The organism is Priestia sp. FSL W8-0524, from assembly GCF_038005965.1.
Classification (GTDB): Bacteria; Bacillota; Bacilli; order Bacillales; family Bacillaceae_H; genus Priestia; species Priestia zanthoxyli.
In genome coordinates, this window is record NZ_JBBOUG010000001.1 from 742,335 (window position 1) to 764,408 (window position 22,074).

The 22,074-nt window shown below is 35.9% G+C and carries 26 protein-coding genes; 20 read left to right on the top strand and 6 right to left on the bottom strand.

Going from position 1 to position 22,074, the window contains the following annotated elements; translation table 11 throughout:
- Both NST66_RS03715 and NST66_RS03720 read right to left on the bottom strand, forming a co-directional pair.
- Positions 1–1,056, bottom strand: a complete 1,056-nt coding sequence (locus NST66_RS03715) for a L,D-transpeptidase family protein (RefSeq protein ID WP_014461286.1) — start codon at positions 1,054–1,056, stop codon at positions 1–3.
- 569 nt (positions 1,057–1,625) lie between these two features.
- Complete coding sequence (locus tag NST66_RS03720) at positions 1,626–2,300, bottom strand: class I SAM-dependent methyltransferase (protein WP_034269860.1); 675 nt, start codon at positions 2,298–2,300, stop codon at positions 1,626–1,628.
- Positions 2,301–2,431: 131 nt separating this feature from the next.
- On the opposite strand from NST66_RS03720, the gene NST66_RS03725 reads away from it, so the two are divergent.
- Positions 2,432–3,301, top strand: a complete 870-nt coding sequence (locus NST66_RS03725) for a LysR family transcriptional regulator (RefSeq protein WP_340843068.1) — start codon at positions 2,432–2,434, stop codon at positions 3,299–3,301.
- A gap of 32 nt (positions 3,302–3,333) precedes the next feature.
- Complete coding sequence (locus tag NST66_RS03730; RefSeq protein WP_034269866.1) at positions 3,334–3,687, top strand: DUF4181 domain-containing protein; 354 nt, start codon at positions 3,334–3,336, stop codon at positions 3,685–3,687.
- Between the two features lie 37 nt (positions 3,688–3,724).
- On the opposite strand, the gene NST66_RS03735 is transcribed toward NST66_RS03730, so the two are convergent.
- From NST66_RS03735 to NST66_RS03745, 3 genes are all read right to left on the bottom strand, one after another.
- Positions 3,725–4,657, bottom strand: coding sequence for an aldo/keto reductase (locus NST66_RS03735; RefSeq protein ID WP_098626066.1), 933 nt, complete (start codon positions 4,655–4,657; stop codon positions 3,725–3,727).
- 184 nt (positions 4,658–4,841) lie between these two features.
- Complete coding sequence (locus NST66_RS03740) at positions 4,842–5,555, bottom strand: suppressor of fused domain protein (RefSeq protein ID WP_034269869.1); 714 nt, start codon at positions 5,553–5,555, stop codon at positions 4,842–4,844.
- A 148-nt stretch (positions 5,556–5,703) separates the two neighbouring features.
- Positions 5,704–6,414, bottom strand: a complete 711-nt coding sequence (locus NST66_RS03745) for a M50 family metallopeptidase (protein WP_033578221.1) — start codon at positions 6,412–6,414, stop codon at positions 5,704–5,706.
- 203 nt (positions 6,415–6,617) lie between these two features.
- Between NST66_RS03745 and NST66_RS03750 the strand changes: the two genes are divergently transcribed.
- Both NST66_RS03750 and NST66_RS03755 read left to right on the top strand, forming a co-directional pair.
- Complete coding sequence (locus NST66_RS03750) at positions 6,618–7,817, top strand: amidase (protein ID WP_323873835.1); 1,200 nt, start codon at positions 6,618–6,620, stop codon at positions 7,815–7,817.
- Positions 7,814–8,698, top strand: a complete 885-nt coding sequence (locus tag NST66_RS03755; RefSeq protein WP_028412267.1) for a fumarylacetoacetate hydrolase family protein — start codon at positions 7,814–7,816, stop codon at positions 8,696–8,698. The genes NST66_RS03750 and NST66_RS03755 overlap by 4 nt, the downstream gene beginning before the upstream one ends.
- A gap of 38 nt (positions 8,699–8,736) precedes the next feature.
- On the opposite strand, the gene NST66_RS03760 is transcribed toward NST66_RS03755, so the two are convergent.
- The gene (locus tag NST66_RS03760) at positions 8,737–9,753 is read right to left on the bottom strand and encodes an acyltransferase family protein (protein ID WP_311265090.1); all 1,017 of its coding nucleotides are present in this window, start codon (positions 9,751–9,753) and stop codon (positions 8,737–8,739) included.
- A 239-nt stretch (positions 9,754–9,992) separates the two neighbouring features.
- Here NST66_RS03760 and galE point away from each other — a divergent pair, with 239 nt between their 5' ends.
- The 16 genes from galE to NST66_RS03840 all read left to right on the top strand — a co-directional run bounded on the left by galE (position 9,993) and on the right by NST66_RS03840 (position 21,809).
- Positions 9,993–10,973 carry a UDP-glucose 4-epimerase GalE gene (galE, locus tag NST66_RS03765; protein WP_028412269.1) on the top strand — a complete coding sequence of 327 codons (981 nt, stop codon included), beginning with the start codon at positions 9,993–9,995 and terminating at the stop codon, positions 10,971–10,973.
- A gap of 229 nt (positions 10,974–11,202) precedes the next feature.
- Positions 11,203–11,385, top strand: coding sequence for a DUF3973 domain-containing protein (locus tag NST66_RS03770; protein ID WP_013055747.1), 183 nt, complete (start codon positions 11,203–11,205; stop codon positions 11,383–11,385).
- 205 nt (positions 11,386–11,590) lie between these two features.
- Entirely contained in the window at positions 11,591–11,980 is a 390-nt protein-coding gene (locus NST66_RS03775; RefSeq protein WP_340843069.1) for a PepSY domain-containing protein, read from the top strand.
- Positions 11,981–12,238: 258 nt separating this feature from the next.
- Entirely contained in the window at positions 12,239–12,916 is a 678-nt protein-coding gene (locus tag NST66_RS03780; protein ID WP_033578227.1) for a hypothetical protein, read from the top strand.
- Positions 12,906–14,531, top strand: coding sequence for a DUF6792 domain-containing protein (locus tag NST66_RS03785; protein ID WP_033578228.1), 1,626 nt, complete (start codon positions 12,906–12,908; stop codon positions 14,529–14,531). Before NST66_RS03780 ends, NST66_RS03785 begins: the two co-directional genes overlap by 11 nt.
- Entirely contained in the window at positions 14,532–14,894 is a 363-nt protein-coding gene (locus NST66_RS03790; protein ID WP_028412274.1) for a hypothetical protein, read from the top strand.
- A 106-nt stretch (positions 14,895–15,000) separates the two neighbouring features.
- Entirely contained in the window at positions 15,001–15,660 is a 660-nt protein-coding gene (locus tag NST66_RS03795) for a hypothetical protein (protein ID WP_033578229.1), read from the top strand.
- A gap of 106 nt (positions 15,661–15,766) precedes the next feature.
- Positions 15,767–16,465, top strand: a complete 699-nt coding sequence (locus tag NST66_RS03800) for a hypothetical protein (RefSeq protein WP_028412276.1) — start codon at positions 15,767–15,769, stop codon at positions 16,463–16,465.
- Positions 16,462–17,148, top strand: coding sequence for a hypothetical protein (locus NST66_RS03805; protein WP_033578230.1), 687 nt, complete (start codon positions 16,462–16,464; stop codon positions 17,146–17,148). The genes NST66_RS03800 and NST66_RS03805 overlap by 4 nt, the downstream gene beginning before the upstream one ends.
- Positions 17,149–17,239: 91 nt before the next feature.
- Positions 17,240–17,938 carry a hypothetical protein gene (locus NST66_RS03810; protein ID WP_033578231.1) on the top strand — a complete coding sequence of 233 codons (699 nt, stop codon included), beginning with the start codon at positions 17,240–17,242 and terminating at the stop codon, positions 17,936–17,938.
- Positions 17,935–18,345 (top strand): hypothetical protein, encoded by a 411-nt coding sequence (locus NST66_RS03815; RefSeq protein ID WP_329955518.1) that lies wholly within the window; start codon positions 17,935–17,937, stop codon positions 18,343–18,345. Before NST66_RS03810 ends, NST66_RS03815 begins: the two co-directional genes overlap by 4 nt.
- 89 nt (positions 18,346–18,434) lie before the next feature.
- Positions 18,435–18,611, top strand: a complete 177-nt coding sequence (locus tag NST66_RS03820) for a hypothetical protein (RefSeq protein ID WP_310877454.1) — start codon at positions 18,435–18,437, stop codon at positions 18,609–18,611.
- Between the two features lie 99 nt (positions 18,612–18,710).
- Positions 18,711–19,409, top strand: coding sequence for a hypothetical protein (locus tag NST66_RS03825; RefSeq protein WP_033578232.1), 699 nt, complete (start codon positions 18,711–18,713; stop codon positions 19,407–19,409).
- The gene (locus NST66_RS03830; RefSeq protein ID WP_033578233.1) at positions 19,406–20,092 is read left to right on the top strand and encodes a hypothetical protein; all 687 of its coding nucleotides are present in this window, start codon (positions 19,406–19,408) and stop codon (positions 20,090–20,092) included. The genes NST66_RS03825 and NST66_RS03830 overlap by 4 nt, the downstream gene beginning before the upstream one ends.
- A gap of 251 nt (positions 20,093–20,343) precedes the next feature.
- The gene (locus NST66_RS03835; RefSeq protein WP_033578234.1) at positions 20,344–21,021 is read left to right on the top strand and encodes a hypothetical protein; all 678 of its coding nucleotides are present in this window, start codon (positions 20,344–20,346) and stop codon (positions 21,019–21,021) included.
- Between the two features lie 110 nt (positions 21,022–21,131).
- A complete protein-coding gene (locus tag NST66_RS03840) occupies positions 21,132–21,809 on the top strand; it encodes a hypothetical protein (RefSeq protein WP_088048643.1) in 678 nt (225 codons plus the stop codon).
- Positions 21,810–22,074: the final 265 nt, after the last annotated feature.

Here is a 22,074-nt window from a genome sequence, read left to right on the forward strand (position 1 = left end):
TTAGCGTTTAGAAATAGCAGTTAACGTATTAGGTCCGGCAACGCCGTCCACTGCTAGCTTATTGTCTTTTTGAAACTTACGTACAGCAGCTTCAGTATTGGCGCCGAAAATACCGTCCGTGCCTTTTGTATCATAGCCAAGCGCCGTTAATTTCTTTTGAAGAGCTTGAACATTGCTGCCTTTGCTGCCTTTTTTAAGCGTTTGTTTTGTGTTAATTGTTGTATCCGCTGGTGGATTTGTTGGCTTTGGATTTGTCGGATTTGTTGGTGTCGGGTTGGTTCCAGGGTTTCCTAAAGCTTTATACGTTGATGGACCAACAATACCGTCAGCCGTTAAGCCGTGGTCTTTTTGGAACTTACGCACAGCTGAATCTGTATTGGCACCGAACACACCGTCCGTACCTTTTGTGTTATAGCCAAGTGAAGTTAGCTTCTGCTGAAGTTCTTTAACTGCATTTCCTTTACTGCCTTTCTTTAAAACAGTTCCTGTAGAAGGAGCTGGAGTAGAACCTGAGTTTCCAGAAACGTTGTACCCGTTTGCTGCTGCAATGTCATTAAATGATTTAGAAGAAGTTGTAATCACAACCGGTGTACCGACGGTCACTTTACTAAATAACCATGCCACTTCTTCATCGTACATACGAACGCATCCGCTGCTTACATATTTGCCAATGGAAGCAGGATTATTATTTCCATGAATAGCATACGTCGTGCCGTATGTACCTCTCGCATTTAGACCCAGCCAGCGGTTGCCAAGAGGATTTCTAGGGTCTCCACCAGGAATGTTCCCTGAGTAATAAGGGCGATTGACAATTTTATTCACTACTTTGAAATGCCCTTCTGGTGTAAGAGACTGCGTGCGTCCTGTTGCGACTGAAAACGTTCGGACAAGTGAACCATTTTGGTAATAAGCGAGTTTATTTGTTGCTTTGTTAATGATAATTAAATGAGATGGTGTTGAAGCAGCTTCTGTTTTTGGAACGCCTACAAACAAGCAGGCTAGAGCTAGAATAGCCGCTATGAGTACGATTGTTGTTCTTGATATTCTATTTGCCATGTGCTGCGCCTCCTTAGGCTGCATTAATGAAAAACGTATGGTGCTTTGAGCAGTGCTATAAATTCTTCACTAATAAAATAAAAGACGAATAGCTGCATTTTCTATACCTGTATGTATGCGCTTAATAAGGAAATAATTAAGTAGAAAGACTTTACTAGCGGGAATTTATAATAATAAGAATAACTAAGTTTTTCTTGATGATTTGTACAACTTTAAGAATATAAGTTTACTAATCTAGCGGATTCACATTTACATAAGCAGCACATCCTTTCCAGTTCTTCATTTTCGTGTAAAGAAATGAAAGCGTTATATAGATTGTTTTGTAATCATATTGTAACATAGTTGTATTTTTTATACCATAAAAAGACATAAAATAGTATAAAAATACTTTATATGGGTTTTATGTACAAAAAATTCAAAAGTTCAGGAGAACGAAGCTATTATTAGATATACGAAACTGGAAAAGAAGTATGCGTAGTTTTGTGGAAATAGATAAATATTCTTATTCGAATATAGGGAGGAACAGAGTAAAAAAACTACTTGCAAAGAGACAAGTAGTTTTTAAACCGTTATTTTTGAGCATACATTACAACAAAATTAAAAAATTTATAGATGCAATCCACCGTGCTAAACCCGCTTGCTGTTAGCCAATTTAACTGGTCATGTAAAGTTGCCATTTTATCTAACTTCGTACGTTCATGAGCAGCCTTAATTTGCTCATGCGTTAATCCGCTTGCGGCAATTCTTTCACTCCAGTCTTTTTTATATAACTCTTCAATAATAGAAGAATGGCCTAATACTTGATCGGCATTAATAAATATTCCTCCTGTATGCAGTAAATGATAAATTTGACCATACAGCTTTTGCTTTTGTTCGTCTTCTAAATGATGAATAGCAAGTGAAGAAATCACAATGTCGAATGAGTGTTCAAATTCGTAGCTTGTTATATCTGATACAATAAATTCCATATTCTGTTCGTTTTTAAAGCGCTCCTTGGCTTTTTCAAGCATTTGATCTGACACGTCAATCAACGTGAAATGAGCATCTGGGTATCTTTCTTTGACAAAAGAAGAAAACAATCCCGTACCTGCTCCGATATCAAGTACGCGAAGCGGCTTATTTGAAAAGTGAAGAAGAGAAACGGGAATGGAATAAAAATCAAAAAAACAAGGAATAAGTTTGCGGCGCTGCTCATCATACTGAGAAGCATGAGCATTAAATTTTTCTTTCACGTTATTTTTCATTTTTACAGCTCCTTTATTTGGTAATATTGAGATACATATATCGTATAGAAGTTTGGTAGAAAAGAAAATAAACAAAAATAAGCAGTATTGATTCCAGTTTGTTATGAATAGAAAGAGATGGAGAGAAGAAAATGGAGATCAAATGGTTAAAAACATTCATCATAGCGGCTTCTTATGAAAATTTCAGGCAAGCGTCTGAAGATTTATTTTTAACACAGCCTGCTGTATCAAAGCATATTCAGCGACTGCAGCAAGAGTTAGGTGCTGAGCTTTTTGAAAAAAAAGGTAAATACATCACGCTGACTGAGGCAGGACGCTTTTTTTTGCCTCATGCTCAAAAAATGGTGAGGGCATATGAAGAAGGAGTAGGAAATTTTAAGTTATGGAAGCAAGGATATAACCGAAAACTGACTATATCCGCTGCTCCTCAAATAGCAGCATCTGTTTTACCAAGCCTCATCAAACAATTTGTAGAGAGATATCCCCATATTGAAGTAACGGTTAATATCACAAATTCGTTTCAAGTGGGAAAAGACATCAGCGACAGAAGGTCAGATGTTGGATTAACAAGGATGCTTCCGGGTCAGGCAGACGTTTTTTATGAGTTAATTCATAAAGAAAAAGCAGTCTTAGTTGCCCCGTTTTCTGCAGAGGCACGTACGGAACAGGAGCTGTTATCTTCCTACCGGCTGCTTACGAATAATCATCCTGTTTATTGGGAAGATTTACTCCTTCAAATCAAGGCTTGTTATCCTCACATTCAGCTGCTTCCTGTGACGCAAGTAGAAATTACAAAGCGCTTTATTGAAGAAGGTTTAGGCGTATCTTATTTGCCATTTTCTATGGTGAAAAAGGAAGTTGAAAATCAAACGTTAAGCGTCATTTCACAGCAAAAAATTATCCGGCCTTCTTCACATACGTATATCGTAACAAAAGGTGAAACGGAAGAAACAAAGCAGTTTAAGCACTTTGTAGCTGAGACCTTAACAGAAACGAGTTGAAATGATACCATAAAAAGGAAGGGGGGATGGCAATGTATATATTAATAATACTTGTAGCAGCAGCGGTCTTAGCAGACGTTATCTTGAGAAAAGTCCTTGATATCCCTCGCAGCAAATTTTGGGGAAAATATGAGTATGAAAGTCTAGCTTTAGGCCGATGGGATAAATATGTGACGATAGCTTTTGTTCTTTGTCTGTTATTTGATATGATCTTTATGTTTGTAGAGCCTTATATCGTATCTTTCCTATTTTTAGTCGTGAATATTTTGTTAAAAAGTATAGATGAATGGAAATACAAACAAGAAACGAAAGAGTACGTAACAAGCTTTGTACAGATGGGATTCTTCTTTACAGCTTTTGTTCTATTAGTCAGCGGAATTGTATAGAAAAAAGAGCTTTACCTATGGCAAAGCTCTTTTTATATTATTTAAAAATATGATCAATGTCTTTAATTTCAGAAGAAGTGAGCTGAACATCTAATGTTTTTAAGTTATCAAGTACTTGATCAGCGCGTTTTGCTCCTGGAATTAATACATCAATTGAATCGCGCGTTAAGTACCAAGCCAGAACAAGGTGAGCTACTTCTACGCCTTTCGAGCTAGAGATTTGACGAAGACGCTCTACTTTTTCTAGATTTTGCTGAAATGCTTCGCCGATAAAATGAGGCATATCTTCGCGCAGGTCATTAAACTTTGTATTTTTATCATATTTCCCAGCAAGTAAACCAGCAGCTAGCGGAAAGTATGGAATAAATGAAATGCGGTTTGCAGCCGTATAAGGTAAAATATCGTTTTCTGCTTCTCGCTGAATTAAGTTATATTGGCCTTGTACCACGTCTACATAACCATCTTTATTTGCTTCTTTTAACTGATCTAACGAGAAGTTTGATACGCCAATAGAACGGATCTTACCTTCATCTTTTAATTCTTTTAACGCACCAACCGCTTCGTCTTTAGGTGTGTTTTTATCTGGAAAGTGAATATAATATAAATCGATATAATCTGTTTGAAGGCGTTTTAAGCTATCTTCAACCGACTGTTTTAAAAATGCAGGAGAATTGTCTAGCAGTACTTCATCTCCAACAATTTTATGTGCTCCTTTTGTAGCGATCACCGCTTCTTCACGATTCCCGCGTTCTTTTAGCACTTCGCCAATTAATTCTTCAGAACGTTTAGGACCATAAATGAACGCTGTATCAAGTAGGTTTATGCCATTATCTAGCGCCTTATGAACAAGGTCTTTGCCGACTTCTTCGTTTAGGTTAGGATATAAGTTATGTCCTCCTACAGCGTTTGTTCCAAGTCCAATAGGATTAACATATAATTCGGATTTTCCAATCTGCACTTTTTCTGCCATGTCTAACGTCCATCTCCTTTTTTATATCTTCTTTTTTACTATAGCAAAATATACCACGAATCAAAAATAGTACGCTCATATGAAAAGCAGCTTTAAAAAAGTATGTGAACGTGAGTTACACGTAAATAAGGAGTATATTCTACGTGGCTCTATTTCAATAGCAGAAATAAAAAAAGAACCTCTTTTAAATAAGAGACTCTCTTTTAGTCATGGTAATATGATAACTTTTTGACAGCTGAAATGTTTCAGCGAGCTGCCTGCGTCCTTGCGCTCCTTGTTCGCGCACATAATCTAATTCGTTAGGTGTAAGAAGCTTCATGCTAATCAGTTTAATAGATTCGTAAGGTAAAGAGAGGCTAGCTGAAACAGAAGGAGACTGAACTCCTAGCAATACACCAATATCTCCATTTTTATTTACAAAATGAGGCGGTACGTCCAAATCCGTAAATTCAATTGAAAGAACATCATGTTTCATGAATAGTTCTAGCATATTAGGGTGAGCGGCAGCATTTTGACTCATTTGATAAAGAAGGTCAAATGCCCAGTGATCCTGAATATCCGATAAAGGTCCGCGAAGAGATTCATCATCGCATTCGATATAGAATTCTAATCCCTTTCCTTGTCTTTGGCTCTTTTCTTCAGGTAGTTGAAACGGATCGGACAAGCCGTCGCTTGCTAAAATAACCGTCTCTGTTTTTTGAACACGAATAAAAGTTTGACGTCCAGACGGCCAAGCAGGCCCGCCAAAAAACATGGGATTTAACAAATGAGTTAATACGTCTCCGTCTACATGTCCAATTGTGTTCCAGTAGTCTTTTCTTTTTGAGATTGATTCCTCAAGAACACGCTCTACTTCTTTTTCCTGCTTCTTTTGCTTCCACTTTAAAAATAATGACAAGTATCCCACACCTCTTTACGACTTCATAGTACCCAATATATACCTCATTTAGGGAACTCGTAAACCATTATTTAGTGTATAAAAGTAAATTATTCCTTTAAATTATAAAATTCCCAAAGTTTTCTCGGGGGATTATAGAATTTTGTCTTTAATAAATCAGGTGAAAAATCAAATAAGCCACATAAACGGCCTGTGCGAAAAATAAAAATCCCCAAAAGCGTGCTGAAAGATGGGTAAGCTGCTTTAAACTTGTAGCGTCACCCGCATCGTTTGGGTATTTGATGCTTAACACAAAAATAATAAAGGCGGAAAATAGAGATTCTACAAGTAACAGTGCACCAACAAACATCATGCTGTAGCGCATAAGCTGTGGATCTTGCAGATAATAGATGCCTCCGAGGATCAAACCGATAGAAAATAGCCATACAATTCCGTATCCGTTACGTACCCAAAGCAGTAAATTAATAACAACAACACTTCCTAACCCGTAAAAAAGCCAGTCGTAGTGGTTGTGAACGAGCAGGTAGAAAAACAAATAAGCCATTGCTGAGCTGAACGGGTAGCCGGCTAAGGCAATAATGACGCGCGGCAGCCATCCACGGGATCCCGCGTAGGTGGCAGTCACAGCTACACCTTCATTATTGGTGTAAAGCTCAATGCGATTGACGCCTTTTCCGACAATAAGCCCCATTAACGCGTGGCCATCTTCATGAAACATCGTATTTAAATTTGAAAAATAACGTCCAATATGCCGAAGCAGTGTATTAATGCTAGGAGCAAATGAACCTATAAATGGAATGCCTCTTGTTAGCACAAAAGCTAATAAAATAAATAAGAAAAGCGTAGTAGATTGTTCCATCGCGATAGTCCTTTTCGTAAAATGATATGTTTCTACTTTACTCGCAAACGTGCTAAAAGGGAAATGAAACGGCTAGTTTCTCTAGGAAAAGAGAAGTTGGGAGACTTACATAATATTAGTGTAAACAGACCTGACACATTCATTGACCAACTTATTCCAAATTTTATATTCTAAACAGATATAAGAAATGAGGAGATGGTTGAATGAAAGATACGTGGAACGCATTTGTAGACAGTGATCTTTACGTACCTCCAACGGGAGCGGGAATGTTAAATAACTTGAGTTTTGCGTTAAAAGACGTATTTGGTGTACAAGGACATATATCAAGTGCAGGAAATCCGGATTGGCTCGCCACGCATCAGCCTGCAAGCGAACATGCAGACGTAGTAGCTGCTCTTTTGAAAGAAGGAGCTGCGCTAAAGGGAGTTACGCATACTGATGAGCTTATGTACGGATTAAATGGAGAAAACGCGCATTACGGAACACCGGTAAACCCAAAAAGCGCAGATCGAATTCCGGGAGGATCTTCGAGCGGCTCAGCGGTTGCTGTGGCAGCGGGAATAGCTGATTTTGCAATTGGAACAGATACGGGAGGATCGGTTAGAATTCCGTCAAGCTACTGCGGTATTTTCGGGTATCGCCCTTCTCACGGACGCATTTCTACAAACGGCCTGATTCCACTGGCTCCAAGCTTTGATACAGTCGGTGTAATGGCTAGAGACGGACACACTCTGCAAAAAGTAGGAGCGGTTTTATTGAACTCAACGTCGCGTGCTAGCGGTTTTACAAGACTTTATGTAGCAACAGACGTTATGGAACTTGTGGATGAACAAAGCATGCAAGCTCTTGCACCACCTATTAAGCACGTAATGAAGTCTTTTTCTACTACAGAAGAAATAGTAATTGCCCCTCAGGGTTTTTCTACATATATGGAAACTTTTCGTTTGCTGCAAGGAAAAGAAATTTGGCAAACGCACGGAGAATGGATTCAAAAAGAAAATCCAACGTTTGGAGACGATATCGGAAGCCGCTTTCAATGGGCGAGCACTCTTACCTTATTAAATATGAATTATATAGAAGAAAAGCGTCGTGAACTTCGCTATTTTATGTACTCACAGCTTGGAGAAGACGGAATATTAGTGCTTCCTACAGCTCCAGGACCCGCGCCTGTAAAAGATGCAAAAGGACCGGAGTTAGAAAACAGAAGATTGCGAACACTTCAAATGACGTGTATTGCCGGACTAAGCGGACTTCCGCAAGTTACGATACCTGCAGGAGAACTAGACGGTTTGCCAATCGGCTTATCTTTTATTGCAGGATACAACCAAGATGAAAAATTATTAAATTGGGTAAAAGAAAACAGCGATCATATCATTCAAGCATCGGTAAGGAGCGTATCATGAAGTTAGTAAATATAATAGAGCAAGGGAAAGAACAAGCAGCTATTTTAGACAATGACAGCATTCTGCTTATAGAAGATATTAATGCTAAATATTTAACAAACTGGTCTACAACAATTTGGGATCTTATTCAATATAAAGAACTTCGCCACCTTGAAACATGGTACGCCCATAATAAATTTGGTATGAACAGCTCTTTTCCCGCACTGCACTTGCAGGGCAGAAAAACAGCTCCTATCATTAGTAATCCGTCAAAATTGTTAGGCATTGGATTTAATTATGCAGCTTCTGAAGAAAAACTAAAAGACTACGACCGTGCCATTGATCCAGTTAGTTTTTTGAAACCCGCAACCGCCATTATTGGACCAGATGACAGCATTCGTATTCCAAAGCAGTCCTATAAAACAACGGCTGAAGCGGAACTAGCGGTGGTAATCGGCGAAACGTGTAAGGATATAGAGCCAGATGAAGCCATGAACGTAATTGCTGGTTATACGTCAGCCATTGACGTAACCGCAGCTGATATTCACGCGGCGAATCATCGCTACTTAATGCGAGCGAAAAGCTTTGATACATTTTGCAGTATAGGCTCAGAATTTATCACAAAAGAAAGCATATCAAACGTGAAATCACTTCAAGTGCGCACATTGCTAAACGGAGACATGCAGCATGAAAATACCGTGTCTAATATGATTTACGACATCGCATACTGTGTTTCATTTTTCTCAAAAGTCATGACGCTGCATCCAGGTGATATCATCTTAACCGGAACGCCGGGACCCGCTGTTATTGAAGACGGGGACTGTATTGAATGCCATATTGAAGGCATGCTTCCATTAAAAAATAAAGTGAAAGATATGAAGAAAGTGCCTCAGCAAATCTAGTAAATAACCCCTGTAAAGAACAGGGGTTACATGACTGTTTATTTCGAAACTGGAAGTGTTTGTCCACTGTCCTTTTTCGGAATAGGAAACGCACCTAAAAATAATGCGTTTGTAAGAAGAAATTGTTTGAACAATACATGACATATCAAAGGAATCAATGTTCCCATTACTATGTATAAAAAGACGGTAGATATGCCGGTGTATTTTTCTATTAAAATAGTAACCGGTACGTGCAAAAACATAATGGTAAACGAGGATTTCCCCACGTATTCAAAAGGCTTACTCCACTTTGTTAAGCTCATTTTTTTGCTTATATATACAAGAATGCTTGCCGCGCAAAGAGGAATAATCAAATCAAGCAGCCATGTATAAACGTTTGCTTTAATATCTAATGTATAAGAAAGAACGCTGAGCTTTTCTAAAACTACAATCAATAAAATGATCAAGCTGCTCAGAATTACGGTGCTTTTTCTCTCAACAAACGAAAAAGCTTGTCTGCTGTAATATCCAATTGCGTAATAACAAATGGATAGCAAAACGGAATTGGCGCTCCATATAATGTTTTTTTGCTGAAGAAATGGAAAGCTGACATAAATATGAGCGATGAAATAGCATAGAGCTAAGAAAAGAACCATTGAGCTTTTTCTTTTAATCAGTAGAGCTGCATAGGCAAAAACAAGGTGAGTTAAGAATAAACAAGTGACAAACCAAAAAACACCGTAATAATATCCGAGAGTTCTCCCGCCAATACATAAATGGTAGATGTTTAGTAACACTTCCCGAACGTTAAATGTTTGAACAAAAATAAGGGCTGCTATTAACAGGCCAAATGAAAAATAAGGGATAAGTAAACGCATCCATTTTTTCAAAATCCATTCTCGTACTTCTTGTATTCTAGAACGTGAGTGAAACAGATAGCCGCTAATCATAAAAAAGAGAGGCATGTGAAACCAAAAGAAATAATGATGAAAAAAAGGGCTGCCAGAATGCCCTGCCACTACTGTAAGAATACATAATCCTTTTAGCGCATCTAGCCATGAATGGTGTTTGCTCATTAAGCTTTCATTCCTTTAATAAGTAAATTAGTTCCTGCTATATTATCTAATTCTCTGTGAAAAAGAGCAATAAAAATTTCCTTCCCTTTTCTTCATAATGAGTTCATATTGATTGTCTATACTAATAAAAAATATAACCGTATCGCTGCAGGATACTGAAAAATGAAATATTTACAAATGGAAAAGAAACGGGTACGATATCTGTAGCGACACTTAATAAAAAGGAGCTGACTGACAGTATGATTTTAGTCATCGGAGGAGCAGGCTATATCGGAAGCCACCTAGTAAAAGAATTAGTGAAAACAAATGAAGTTGTGGTACTTGATAATCTATCAACGGGTCACCGCTGGGCAATCGATGAGAAAGCGGTATTCGTAGAAGGAAATCTAGGTAATGAGAAAGATTTAGAAAGCGTATTCACAAATCATAAAATTGATGCTGTCATGCATTTTGCTGCTAATAGTTTAGTAGGGGAGTCAGTAACAGATCCTCTTAAATATTATCAAAATAACGTAGCTGCGACGTTAACCCTTTTACAAACGATGATGAAGCACAATGTGAAAAAGTTTATTTTTTCATCTACTGCTGCTACATACGGGATTCCTTCTGTAGATATCATTACAGAAGATACGGCAACAAACCCAATTAATCCGTACGGACGTTCAAAGTTAATGATCGAACAGATTTTAGCTGACTTTGCAAGTGCTTACGACATGGAATATGTTGTGCTTCGTTACTTCAACGCAGCGGGTGCTTACGAAACAGCAGAAATTGGCGAGTGCCATGATCCTGAAACGCACTTAATTCCAATCATTCTTCAGCACCTGCTTGGTGAACGTGAAAACATCTCTGTATTCGGCTCAGACTACGATACTGCAGACGGAACGTGCATCCGTGACTACATTCACGTAACGGACCTAGCAAATGCTCACATTTCAGCGCTTCAGGCACTGTTAGACGGCACGAAGAAAACAGCAACGTACAACCTTGGAAACGGCCTTGGCTACTCTGTAAAAGAAGTGATCGAAACGTGTGAAAAAGTAACGGGTAAAAAAGCGAATGTTGTAATGGCAGACCGCCGCGCTGGAGATCCGGCACGCTTAGTCGCATCTTCTGATAAAATTCACGCAGAATTAGGCTGGAAAGCGCAAATTTCATTAGAAAAAATCATCGCATCAGCTTGGAAATGGCATCAAAACAGCGCAAAAGTAACAAATTAACAAAAAGGCCTCTTTTTTCTTTGAAAGAGGCTTTTTTGTTACGATTAAGTTGATTTATGTTCTAAATAATCATTTTTAAAATCCAGTGTTTTAGCCCACGAACAAGCCTTCTTCTTTTTGGACATTTTCGCTAAACAAGCACGACTTTTATTCTTTTCCATATGCTATAGGTAAATATACCACTCACAACTATCCCCGTTTATAAAATAGCCCGCAAGGAGGTTATGATATGTATTACTGTGTAAGATGCTCCAAATTTCATGACGAACAGGAAAAAGAAAACATCTTTCAAAATGGTTTTTACATTGATCCCTATTTGCTTCAAAAAGTCCATCTAGGCATGTGCGTCCACAAATCCCCATCAATCAAACAAATGAGAGCCGTAGAACGATTCGAAACGAAAAAAATGTAGAATTCACATTCACCAATAAGAAGCTAGATCTAACCAGGTCTAGTTTTTTCAGTGAATAACAGCTTTCTTCAGCTATCTTTCATGTAATATTAAGAGAAATTTAAGACAAGCCCGCTATACTAGTTAGTAGACGTATACATAGGATATGGTACGTTAAGAAATTGAAACAGCAGTCCGTTTTATAAACTAGAAAGGATGGCGTCAAATGATTTCTGAAAAACAATCACTTTTGTTGAAAGAACAAGCAAAGCTTCTCGCATTAAAAGAACATAAAGGCATTGTCAAATCCATATCGCTGAGTAAAATACTCACTCTTCCTATTTATACAGTAGACATCCTTACGTTAAACGGAGAAGAGCACAAAGTAAAAATTAACGCCGAAACCGGCAATGTTTTGAAAGAAAAAACGATTCCTTTAACCAAAAGCCGTGCAAAAGCATACGCGTTAAGACAGCATAAAGGTATTATCGAATCGATTGTTCTCACTAACAAGCAGTATGAAATTGTGATTCTTGGACTTGATGGGAAAACCCACAGCGTGAAAATTGACGCTGAAATTGATGTGCTGGCACAAGGAGAGCGAAACATTCAGTAAACGTCCTATATTATGTAATCAACCTCACTTTGTTGAAAGTGGGGTTTTCTTTATTGAGAGAAATCATTAATAAAGGTAACAATGATAAAAAAAGAAGTGATTATTTCTTTAATAGAAAGGGTAAGTGATAGTAAAAAATAACCACTTCCTAATTATGGTTCTTTGATTCGTTCTGCTTATGACTCTCCCATTATAAGTATGATAGTATCGAACATGTATAAAACATAGGTTATAACATAACTAAAAGGGTGTGCGACAATGAAAAAACGTACGAAGACCATTATTGCAGTCATTGCAGGAGCTGCTATTTTAATAGGAGGAATATGGATGATAAACGAAAGCCGATACCCAAACGTCCCTGCTTTTGATGATCACTTTACGCGTGAATTCTTAAACAAAGATAAAAAAGTGGACGATGGATTTTATGAGTTTAAGTCGAAGACCGGGCAGTATACGATGTGGTTTCCGGAGGAGTATCAGTTGTTGCATGAAAATGAGCAACAGTATGTTAAAGAAGGGAAATTATATGAACGTTATAGAGCTGTATCTAACAGCAATGAACTAGAATATATGACAGTTGAATTTTCAAACAAAATAAAAAAGAATGAATCTATTTACGTTGAAAGACTGTTTCAAGAGCAATTTAATATAAATAAGCCTCATAAAGTAGAAACTAAAAATGTGAGTATTTATTATGATAAGGCCTATTCTTATTTTAAAGGTACCCATAGGCAAGTAATTAGAGGAAAAGAGGGTTATACACCTAATACATATGTAGCTTATATAGCAGATAAACATTCTAATTCAGTTATTAAATTTTATTTTGATAACGTAAAAGAAAAACTAACTGAAAAACAAGGAGAAGAGCAGGATAAACGTATTATGAAAATATTAAAAAGCGTTAAGTTTAATGAGGTTAAAAATAATGCAGAATAAAAGCTTGTTAAGTGATAGTTTAAGGAATAAATTAACCCAACTTGAATATAAGGGACTAAAAGGAAAAGAAGCAAAAATAACAAAGCTTTTTAAAGAAGAAATGGGCGAAAAACCACCAAAATTTGAGATTTATACAAGTGAAGAAATAGGAGTTGGCCAAGCCTCAGGTTTCGATGGAGCAGCCATTCATTTTTATGATGAAGAGCGTAAAATTAATCAAGTGTACTATATTTTTAGGGGAACAGAACCAAAAAAAGATTTTGGAGATGTTGTATATGATGCACTAGGTATTGGAGTTGGAAAACAGAACACTCAAATTGACGATGCTCAAGAAATGTATGATGTTGTAGAAACTAATATCAATAGACAGGTTAAAGGATCAAGTTTAAAAGTTGAGAGATATGGAGATGGACACTCATTAGGCGGGAATTTGATTTCGACTTTGGCTTTGCTGAAAAAAAATTTTGTTGACGTAAGAGGTTTAAATGATGCTCCTGTAAATGTGAAACAATTATTAGAGAAAGATCCTGGATTTTCGCGATATGCTACTGAAAAAATAGGTGAAACTAGAAATATATCTACTGAAAAAATAGTTAGCTTAGCCAATGTGTACTACAAAAAACAAAAAGCTACCATTAGCCATACCTGGGTGAAAGGAGAACCAATGCATGCACAATCATTTCCTGGCAGCTGGTATGCAGGTAACAAAGTAACCATGCTTGGAGATTTAGATACAGAAGAAATGATTAACATTGGGAAATATCCTTTTCAGAAAGAAGCAAAATGGAACCCAGTGTATATGATAGACCAATTCCGTTATAACCTTGGAGTAAAGACAACATTAGGCGGTTTAGGGTTTGTTAATGATCATGTGAAACAAGAAACGTTGCTTAACCTGCCAGAAACACGTGATCAATACCTTGAGAGTGTAAAAAGATATCCTTTTCTTCATTTTGGAGAGATTAAAGCAGGTATAGGAGTAGGAGCAGTAGTAATGGTAAATACATTTACTAGCCCTGGAGCAACATTTCAGCTTGTTAAAGGAATATCTCAAAGTAAACAAGCAAAACTCCACGGAATTAATTACGTTGTCAAATACACAGAAGCTAATGCTATGAAGACGTATTATCAGGTTTTTGATTCAGGATCTCAGGAAGAAATCTTGCTAGATTATGAACAAATGAAGAAGTTTGTTTATTACTGTGCTAATGCTATTAAAGACAAAGAAGCAAACTTAAATACGCTAAAGCAGTATTTACATAGTGAAATTAACGAAGTCTTCGAAGCTAAGAAGAAAAAGTTAAAAATGAAGATATCCAGAGAAGAAGCTTCTCCCCAGTCATTTATGGAAAAGGCAGATAAAGACGGCGCTACCCTCGCATGGTTTGGACAAAAGCGTGTGGCTGAAAAAGTGACGTTTGACAAAACGTTTGACCCGCTAGACGATAGTGTATTTACCCCTGTTGAAGAGATTATTTCTTCTATTCAAGAGGAAGTTACATACTATCAAAAGTTTCTTGAAGCGTTCTTCCAAAATTTCGAGAAGATGATGGAAGCTGACGAATCGGTAGCTTCAGATATTAAAAGCATGAAAGAAGTAGTAGGGGGGATTTAATTGTTTGATTTTGATTTTACACACACAGGAACAACGAGCGGCAAATACACGTTTGAATTTGATGGTGATGACTTCAAAGACGAGCAGGCAAAAAGGATTAAAGAGTTAATCAAAAAGGATCAAGAAGTAAATGAAAAGCTTTGGCATGCTAAAAGCTATTTAGAAAACCAAACGGGTGAGTTTGCGGATGCGGTTAAAAGTAAATTAGAAGCAGCAGAGCGGGGATATACGCTAAGGGCTCAGCAGTATGATACTGGAGCATTTCAGCATATTATGAGTTTTATGCATTCTGTTAAAGATATGCACAAGAGAGAGTACGAACTTCGATATAAAGAATCAATGGATGAAAGTGAATTAACATAAGGGATACTGCTATTCCTCAGACAGTGGTCTGAGGGATTTTTATATGTTGAACAATTTACATTAAGTCCTATTTATTTCAAAAGAGTAATAGAGGGAGTGTAGGACAATGAAAAAACGTACGAAGACCCTTTCCGCAATCATTACAGGAGTTGCTATTTTAATAGGAGGAATATGGCTGATAAACGAAAGCCGCTACCCAAACGTCCCTGCTTTTGATAATCACTTTACGCGTGAATTCTTAAACAAAGATAAAAAAGTGGCCAGCGGGTTTTATGAGTTTAAGTCGAAGACAGGGCAGTATACGATGTGGTTTCCGGAGGAGTATACATTACTGAGTGAAAATGGTGATTACGCTAAAGATAATAAAGATTTTGAACAATGGGAAGCTGTTCCCTCAAGTGAAACCAAGGCGTATAGAGGAGCTATATATGTCAGGATGGCTAAAGATAACAAGAGAAATCACCAAGATTATCTTGAAAGCTTTTTTAAAGATCATTTAATTTCTGAACAGCCAAAGCTTATTAAAACAGGTAAAACTGAAATTTATTTTTCAAGTGCTCATTTTGAGATAAATGAAAAGAATCAAGTAGTAGAAGATATTAAGCAAAAACCCAATAGCTTTTATGCATATATTATAGATAAAGCTTCTAACAAAGTAATTGAATTTTCTTTTGAAACGAGCGGATTTAAAAATAAACAATTTGAGGAAGAGAAACAGAGAAAATGGTTAATGGAAATTTTAAGAAGTGTTCAATTTTACGGTTAAGTTAGCTATACATCACGAAGCAATTTCGGGTAATAGTATTCGGTAAAAACTATTTAATAAATAGGAAAAGAAGTTTGTTTCAAATAATGAAGAAGGGTGTGCAGCTATGAAACAGCATACAAAGACTATTATCGTAGTAATTACAGGGGCAACTATTTTAATAGGCGGAATATGGATCATAAATGAAAGCCGCTACCCAAATGTTCCAGCTTTTAAAGATCATTTCACTCGTGAGTTTTTGAATAAAGATAAAAAAGTAGACGATGGGTTTTATGAGTTTAAATCAAGGACAGGACAGTATACGATGTGGTTTCCAGAAGAATTTGTAATAGCGAATGACGATGGTCAAGGCTATTCAAAGAACGGACAAAATTATGAAGATTGGAGAGCCTTATCGACTAAAAAATACAAAGGGGAGAATCTAATTGGTCAACTGAACTTGAAATTTTTTGAGCGGAGTATCAAAGATGAAGCTGTGTTTGTAGAGTCTACTTTTAAAAGAAGATTTCACGCCAATAAACCAAAGGTAATAGAAACGAAAGATAAAAAAATCTACTATGATAATGCCTATACTTACTTCAAGGGTACGGAGGAGAAAGTAATTGAGGATAAAAGTAGTTACATACCCAATACATATGTTGCCTACGTAGTTGATGAACATTCAAATAAGACAATTGAAATATCTTATGACTCTATAGGTAATAACTTATCAAAAAATGAAGGTGACAAAACAAATAAGCAATTTTTAAAAATGTTAAAAAGTATTCATTTTAGACCAGAAAACAACGGAGATGTCAGAGGATGAAGAAACGTACGAAGACTATTATTGCAACTATTGCAGGAACGGTTACTTTAACAGGAGCAATATGGCTAATAAACGAAAGCCGCTATCCAAATGTCCCAGCTTTTAATGATCACTTCACGTGTAAGTTCTTGAACAAAGATAAAAAAGTGGATGATGGTTTTTATGAGTTTAAGTCAAAAACTGAGCAGTATACGATGTGGTTTCCTAAAGGCTATCAGCTTATAAAGGAGAACGGAGAAGATTACGTAATAAACGGTAATTCTTATGAAAGGTGGATAGCGAAAGAGGTAAATAACAAAGCTGAAAATGCTGGGGGAAGTTATATCGAAATGACATTTTCAAACGCAAGAAAGGCTGAAAATGAATCCTTTACTGTAGACAATATGTTTAAAGAACAGCTAAATGTTACTAAGCCTAATACGTTTGAAACTTCTAGTACAAGAATCTACTATGATTCAGCTTATACATATTTTAAAGGAACACAAGAAGTAATTATGCATCCTAATAAAGAACATGCTCCAAATACATATATAGCATATGTAGCGGATAAACATTCTAATAATGCAATTGAACTGTGGTTTGATAAAAGTGAAAAAAGCAGAAAGAATGATGAAGTAGCAGAGAAAAAATGGTTCCTAACAATATTAAAAAATATTAAGTTCCGTGAGGGAAATGAAGCTTAATAAAGCTCATGTTGAACGATAATTTAAGAAATAAATCAATTTAACTTAAATACCAAAACCTATCTAGTAAAAATAAAGAGGATGTGCAGATATGAAAAAAAGGATGAAGACCATTATTGCAGTCCTTGCAGGAACGGTTATTTTAACAAGAGCAATATGGCTAATAAACGAAAGCCGCTATCCAAATGTCCCAGCTTTTAATGATCACTTCACGCGTAAGTTCTTGAACAAAGATAAAAAAGTGGATGATGGTTTTTATGAGTTTAAGTCAAAAACTGGGCAGTATACGATGTGGTTTCCAAAGGAGTATCAATTAATACATGAAAATGATGAAGATTATGTCGTAAGTGGAAAAATGTACGAAAGATGGGTAGCAGCTTATACCAAAGAGCATAAAAAGGAACATCAAATTAATTCTATCAGTTTAAAGTTTTCAGAAGGAAGAGATCCAGGAGATGAATCTTTTAGCGTAGAAAGTCTTATGAAGAATCGTTTTAATGTAAGTGAACCAAAGGTAATAGAAACTTCTAATACTAGAATTTACTATCAATCTGCTTACATTTATTTTAAAGGGCCCGAGAAGCATGTGATAAATGACAGTAAAGAACATGTTCCAAATACATACGTAGCCTATGTGGCTGATAAGGAATCGACAAATGTCATTCAATTATCAATGGATCAAGTTGGAGATTTTATAGAAGATAGTAACTTGGAAAAGAATACGTGGGTTTTAAATATGTTAAAGAGTATCCATTTTAAAGCAGAAAATAACGGAGATGCCAGAAGATGAAAAAGCATACTAAAACTATTATTGCAGTCATTATAGGAATAACTATTTTAATAGGCGGGGTATGGCTGATAAACGAAGAACGTTGCCCCAATGCCCCAGCTTTTGATGACCGCTTTACACGTAAGTTCTTGAATAAAGATAAAAAAGTGGACGGCGGGTTTTATGAGTTTAAGTCGAAGACCGGGCAGTATACAATTTGGTTTCCAGAGGAGTACCAGCTGTTGCATGAAAATGAACAGCAGTATGTTAAAGAAGGAAAGTTATATGAGCGTTATAGAGCTGTATCTAATAGCAATGAATTAGAATATATGACAGTTGAATTTTCAAACAAAATAAAAAAAATGAATCTATTTACGTTGAAAGACTGTTTCAAGAGCAATTTAATTCAAATAAACCTTATAAAATAGAAACTAGAAATGTAAGTATTTATTATGATAAGGCCTATACTTATTTTAAAGGTACTCATAAGCAAGTAAATAGAGAAAAAGAGGGCTACGTGCCTAATGAATATGTAGCCTATATAGCGGATAAACATTCTAATTCAGTTATTAAATTTTATTTTGATAACGTAAAAGCAGAATTAAACGAGAGGCAAGGAAGAGAGCAAGATAAGAGGATTATGAAAATCTTAAAAAGTGTTCAATTTGATGATTTTAAAGATACTAGAAATTAAAATCTTTTTTTGTGGAATAAGAGCGAATCAAAAAAATATATACTATCCAATTTATAATAAGTCCCGTTTATTTCAAAAGAATGAAGGGAGGGTATAACGATGAAAAAGCGTATAAAACTCATTACTGCAGTTATTGCAGGAACAGCTATTTTACTAGGAGCCGTATGGCTAATAAACGAAAGCCGCTACCCCAATGTTCAAGCTTTTGATGATCACTTTACACGTAAGTTCTTGAACAAAGATAAAAAAGTGAACGACGGGTTTTATGAGTTTAAGTCAAAGACAGGGCAGTATACGATGTGGTTTCCCGAGGAGTATCAGCTGTTGCATGAAAATGAACAACAGTATGTAAGAGACGGTAATTTCTATGAAAGATGGAGAGCTTCATCTATTAAAAAGTATAAAGGTGAAAACCAAATAAACAATATACAAGCTACATTTTCAGAAGCAAGAAAACAAGAAAACGAAGAATTTAGTGCAGAAAGTTTATTAAGGAGACGCTTCAATGTCAGTAAACTGGAAAAGCTAGAAACAGATGAAGTTCGAATCTACTATCAATCAGCTTATATCTACTTTAGAGGGGCAGAAAAATACGTTATAAATGATAAAAATAAGCATGCCCCTAATACATATGTGGCATATGTAGCTGATAAAAACTCTAAAAAAGTTATTCAGCTGTCTTTTAATAGTATTGGTGGGCGTTCAGATAACTCTGAGCCTATAAAAGAAGAGTGGTTTATAAAACTTTGTAAAAGTATCAATTTTAATAAGCCAAACAACGGAGATGTAAGAGGATGAAAAAACATACGAAGACTATTATTCTAGTCATTGTAGGAGCCGCTATTTTAATAGGCGGCATATGGGGCGTAAACGAAAGCCGTTATCCCAACGCCCCAGCTTTTGATGACCATTTTACACGTAAGTTCTTAAACAAAGATAAAAAAGCGGATGATGAGTTTTATGAATTTAAGTCTAAGACAGGTCAGTATACGATGTGGTTTCCAGAGGAGTATCAAATGCTACATGATGCTTCAGAGTATTACTCTGTAAATGGAAAATCATATGAAAATTGGTCTGCTTCATATAGGAAGATGGCTGGAAAAAATAAATCAATCCACTATATTAAGGTTGAATTTTCAAAGAATGATAAGAACTCTGAGCCTATTTATGTGAAGGGATTATTTGAAGAGCAATTAAAAGATAGTAATCCTAAAGAAATAGAAACTTCACGTACTCGCATATATTATGACTATGCTTATGCATATTTCAAGGGAACTGAAAGGCATGTAGTACATAACAGTAAAGTTCATTTACCTAATACCTATACAGCTTATGTAGCAGATAAAAATTCTAATAAGGTTATAAAATTCTCATACGACAGTATAGGTGAAGGTACAGAAACTAGCCAAGAAAAAAGGAAGTTATGGTTTTTGACAATATTAAAAAGTATTAATTTTAGCGAGGATAAAAGTCGTGAGTGAAAACCTTTATTAAGTAACGATATAAGAAACAAAATAACTCTGCTTGAGTACAGTGGATTATAGGGATGAAAGTGAATGAACATAAGAGATGCAGCTATTGCTCAGACAATGATTTGAGCAATTTTTATATGTTTAATAACTACAAATAGATGAGTAAGCAGTATGTAGCATACATAGCAGTAGATTTAAATAAAACTATTCAAATAATATTAAATGTGGTTTATTTCAAGCAATGAAGGGAGTGTGTAACAATGAAAAAACGTACCAAGGCCATTATTGCAGTTATTGTAGGAGCCGCTATTTTAATAGGTGGCATACGGGGCGTAAACGAAAGTCGCTATCCTAACGCCCCAGCTTTTGATGACCACTTTACACGTAAGTTCTTGAACAAAGATAAAAAAGTGGACGACGGGTTTTATGAGTTTAAGTCGAAGACAGGTCAGTATACGATGTGGTTTCCAGAGGAGTATCAAGTTTTACATAAATATCGCGAAGATTACACTAGAAATGGCGAATCATATGAAAATTGGTCAGCCTCTTATATTAAACCCTACGAAAATGATCAACAAACATACGCTATCAAGGCTGAATTTTCCGAGAACGACATGAAATCAGAATTAATTTATGTAGAGAGTTTATTTAAAGAACAATTAGACAGTAAAAAACCTAAACAGTTAGAAACCTCTCATACAAGAATTTATTATGATTATGCCTATACATATTTTCGTGGTACTAACCAACATATAGTACATGACAGTAAAGAAAATCCGCCCAACCTTTATGTAGCATATGTAGCAGATAAAAACTCTGATAAGGTAATCAAATTAATATACGATAGTGTAGGCGAAAATACAGAAACAAATAAAATGGATAGAAAGAAATGGTTTTTTAAAATGTTGCAAAGTATTAAATTTGTTAAGGGAAATTAATTATAAGCAAAAGCTTTTTTTAGCATAAGGGCAACAAATCAAAATGCTAAAGACTATTCAATATATAAGGATTAAAGTTTGTTCCAAACGATAAAGTAGAGGGGACGCCGATGAAAAAACGTTCGAAAGTTATCATGATAGTTATCACAGGAGCCGCTATTTTAATAGGATCAATATGGCTGATAAACGAAAGCAGCTACCCAAACGTCCCAGCTTTTGATGACCACTTTACACGTAAGTTCTTAAACAAAGATGAAAAAGCGGATGATGGGTTTTATGAGTTTAAGTCAAAGACAGGGCAGTATACGATGTGGTTTCCAGAAGAGTATCAAGTTTTACATAAAAATAGAGAGGATTATGCTATCAATAATGATTCTTACGAGAGCTGGTGGGCTGTCTACAATGAAGAAGTTGAAGGTAAAACACAAGCGAATTATATAAAAACTGAGTTTTTAACCAGTAATCCTGCAGATGAGAGTATTCACGTTGAGGCTTTATTTAAAAGAAGATTTGGATTAAGTATTCCTAATAAGATTGAAAACTCACAGACGAGGATTTACTACCAATCAGCTTATATTTATTTCAAAGGAACAGAAAAGCGTGTAATAGTAGATAAGAAGAAACATATTCCTAATACATACTTGGCATATGTAGCAGATAAGCGTTCTAATAAAATAGTACAGATTTCCTTCGATAGCAGCGATAAATATAAAAGCGGTGATGAAGAAAAAAAGCAAGAATGGTTTTTAAAAATGCTAAAAAATATTCGTTTTAATGAAGGGAAATAGTAGAGAATTTATAGAGAAGAAGAGGTAACAAGTTAGATGAAGAAAGTTATAGGATTTGCTTAGCTGTAGGTGCAATATTTTTTGTAATGTCTTGAATGGGCTGTTATCCTTGGTGTCCCAAGCAATCTATACTAGTCCCTTTATTTAATTTGCTCATCTTTAGATGGTGCTGAGCTGCTTATGTCTCAATCTCTTGTTTGAAACATCCTTTACAGCCTATCTATCAAAAGCATAAAAGTCTCTAAAACACTTCTTTGTTGCTATC

What these genes read in the sequence shown, in the direction of transcription:
- NST66_RS03825 (WP_033578232.1), top strand. Translation starts at nt 18,711, where the DNA reads ATGAAAAAGCGTATAAAACTCATTACTGCAGTTATTGCAGGAACAGCT.
- NST66_RS03775 (WP_340843069.1), top strand. Translation starts at nt 11,591, where the DNA reads ATGATTTCTGAAAAACAATCACTTTTGTTGAAAGAACAAGCAAAGCTT.
- NST66_RS03805 (WP_033578230.1), top strand. Translation starts at nt 16,462, where the DNA reads ATGAAGAAACGTACGAAGACTATTATTGCAACTATTGCAGGAACGGTT.
- NST66_RS03780 (WP_033578227.1), top strand. Translation starts at nt 12,239, where the DNA reads ATGAAAAAACGTACGAAGACCATTATTGCAGTCATTGCAGGAGCTGCT.
- NST66_RS03755 (WP_028412267.1), top strand. Translation starts at nt 7,814, where the DNA reads ATGAAGTTAGTAAATATAATAGAGCAAGGGAAAGAACAAGCAGCTATT.
- NST66_RS03770 (WP_013055747.1), top strand. Translation starts at nt 11,203, where the DNA reads ATGTATTACTGTGTAAGATGCTCCAAATTTCATGACGAACAGGAAAAA.
- NST66_RS03760 (WP_311265090.1), bottom strand. Translation starts at nt 9,753, where the DNA reads ATGAGCAAACACCATTCATGGCTAGATGCGCTAAAAGGATTATGTATT.
- NST66_RS03735 (WP_098626066.1), bottom strand. Translation starts at nt 4,657, where the DNA reads ATGGCAGAAAAAGTGCAGATTGGAAAATCCGAATTATATGTTAATCCT.
- NST66_RS03720 (WP_034269860.1), bottom strand. Translation starts at nt 2,300, where the DNA reads ATGAAAAATAACGTGAAAGAAAAATTTAATGCTCATGCTTCTCAGTAT.
- NST66_RS03730 (WP_034269866.1), top strand. Translation starts at nt 3,334, where the DNA reads ATGTATATATTAATAATACTTGTAGCAGCAGCGGTCTTAGCAGACGTT.
- NST66_RS03715 (WP_014461286.1), bottom strand. Translation starts at nt 1,056, where the DNA reads ATGGCAAATAGAATATCAAGAACAACAATCGTACTCATAGCGGCTATT.
- NST66_RS03795 (WP_033578229.1), top strand. Translation starts at nt 15,001, where the DNA reads ATGAAAAAACGTACGAAGACCCTTTCCGCAATCATTACAGGAGTTGCT.
- NST66_RS03835 (WP_033578234.1), top strand. Translation starts at nt 20,344, where the DNA reads ATGAAAAAACGTACCAAGGCCATTATTGCAGTTATTGTAGGAGCCGCT.
- NST66_RS03785 (WP_033578228.1), top strand. Translation starts at nt 12,906, where the DNA reads ATGCAGAATAAAAGCTTGTTAAGTGATAGTTTAAGGAATAAATTAACC.
- galE (WP_028412269.1), top strand. Translation starts at nt 9,993, where the DNA reads ATGATTTTAGTCATCGGAGGAGCAGGCTATATCGGAAGCCACCTAGTA.
- NST66_RS03725 (WP_340843068.1), top strand. Translation starts at nt 2,432, where the DNA reads ATGGAGATCAAATGGTTAAAAACATTCATCATAGCGGCTTCTTATGAA.
- NST66_RS03745 (WP_033578221.1), bottom strand. Translation starts at nt 6,414, where the DNA reads ATGGAACAATCTACTACGCTTTTCTTATTTATTTTATTAGCTTTTGTG.
- NST66_RS03815 (WP_329955518.1), top strand. Translation starts at nt 17,935, where the DNA reads ATGAAAAAGCATACTAAAACTATTATTGCAGTCATTATAGGAATAACT.
- NST66_RS03750 (WP_323873835.1), top strand. Translation starts at nt 6,618, where the DNA reads ATGAAAGATACGTGGAACGCATTTGTAGACAGTGATCTTTACGTACCT.
- NST66_RS03830 (WP_033578233.1), top strand. Translation starts at nt 19,406, where the DNA reads ATGAAAAAACATACGAAGACTATTATTCTAGTCATTGTAGGAGCCGCT.
- NST66_RS03840 (WP_088048643.1), top strand. Translation starts at nt 21,132, where the DNA reads ATGAAAAAACGTTCGAAAGTTATCATGATAGTTATCACAGGAGCCGCT.
- NST66_RS03800 (WP_028412276.1), top strand. Translation starts at nt 15,767, where the DNA reads ATGAAACAGCATACAAAGACTATTATCGTAGTAATTACAGGGGCAACT.
- NST66_RS03810 (WP_033578231.1), top strand. Translation starts at nt 17,240, where the DNA reads ATGAAAAAAAGGATGAAGACCATTATTGCAGTCCTTGCAGGAACGGTT.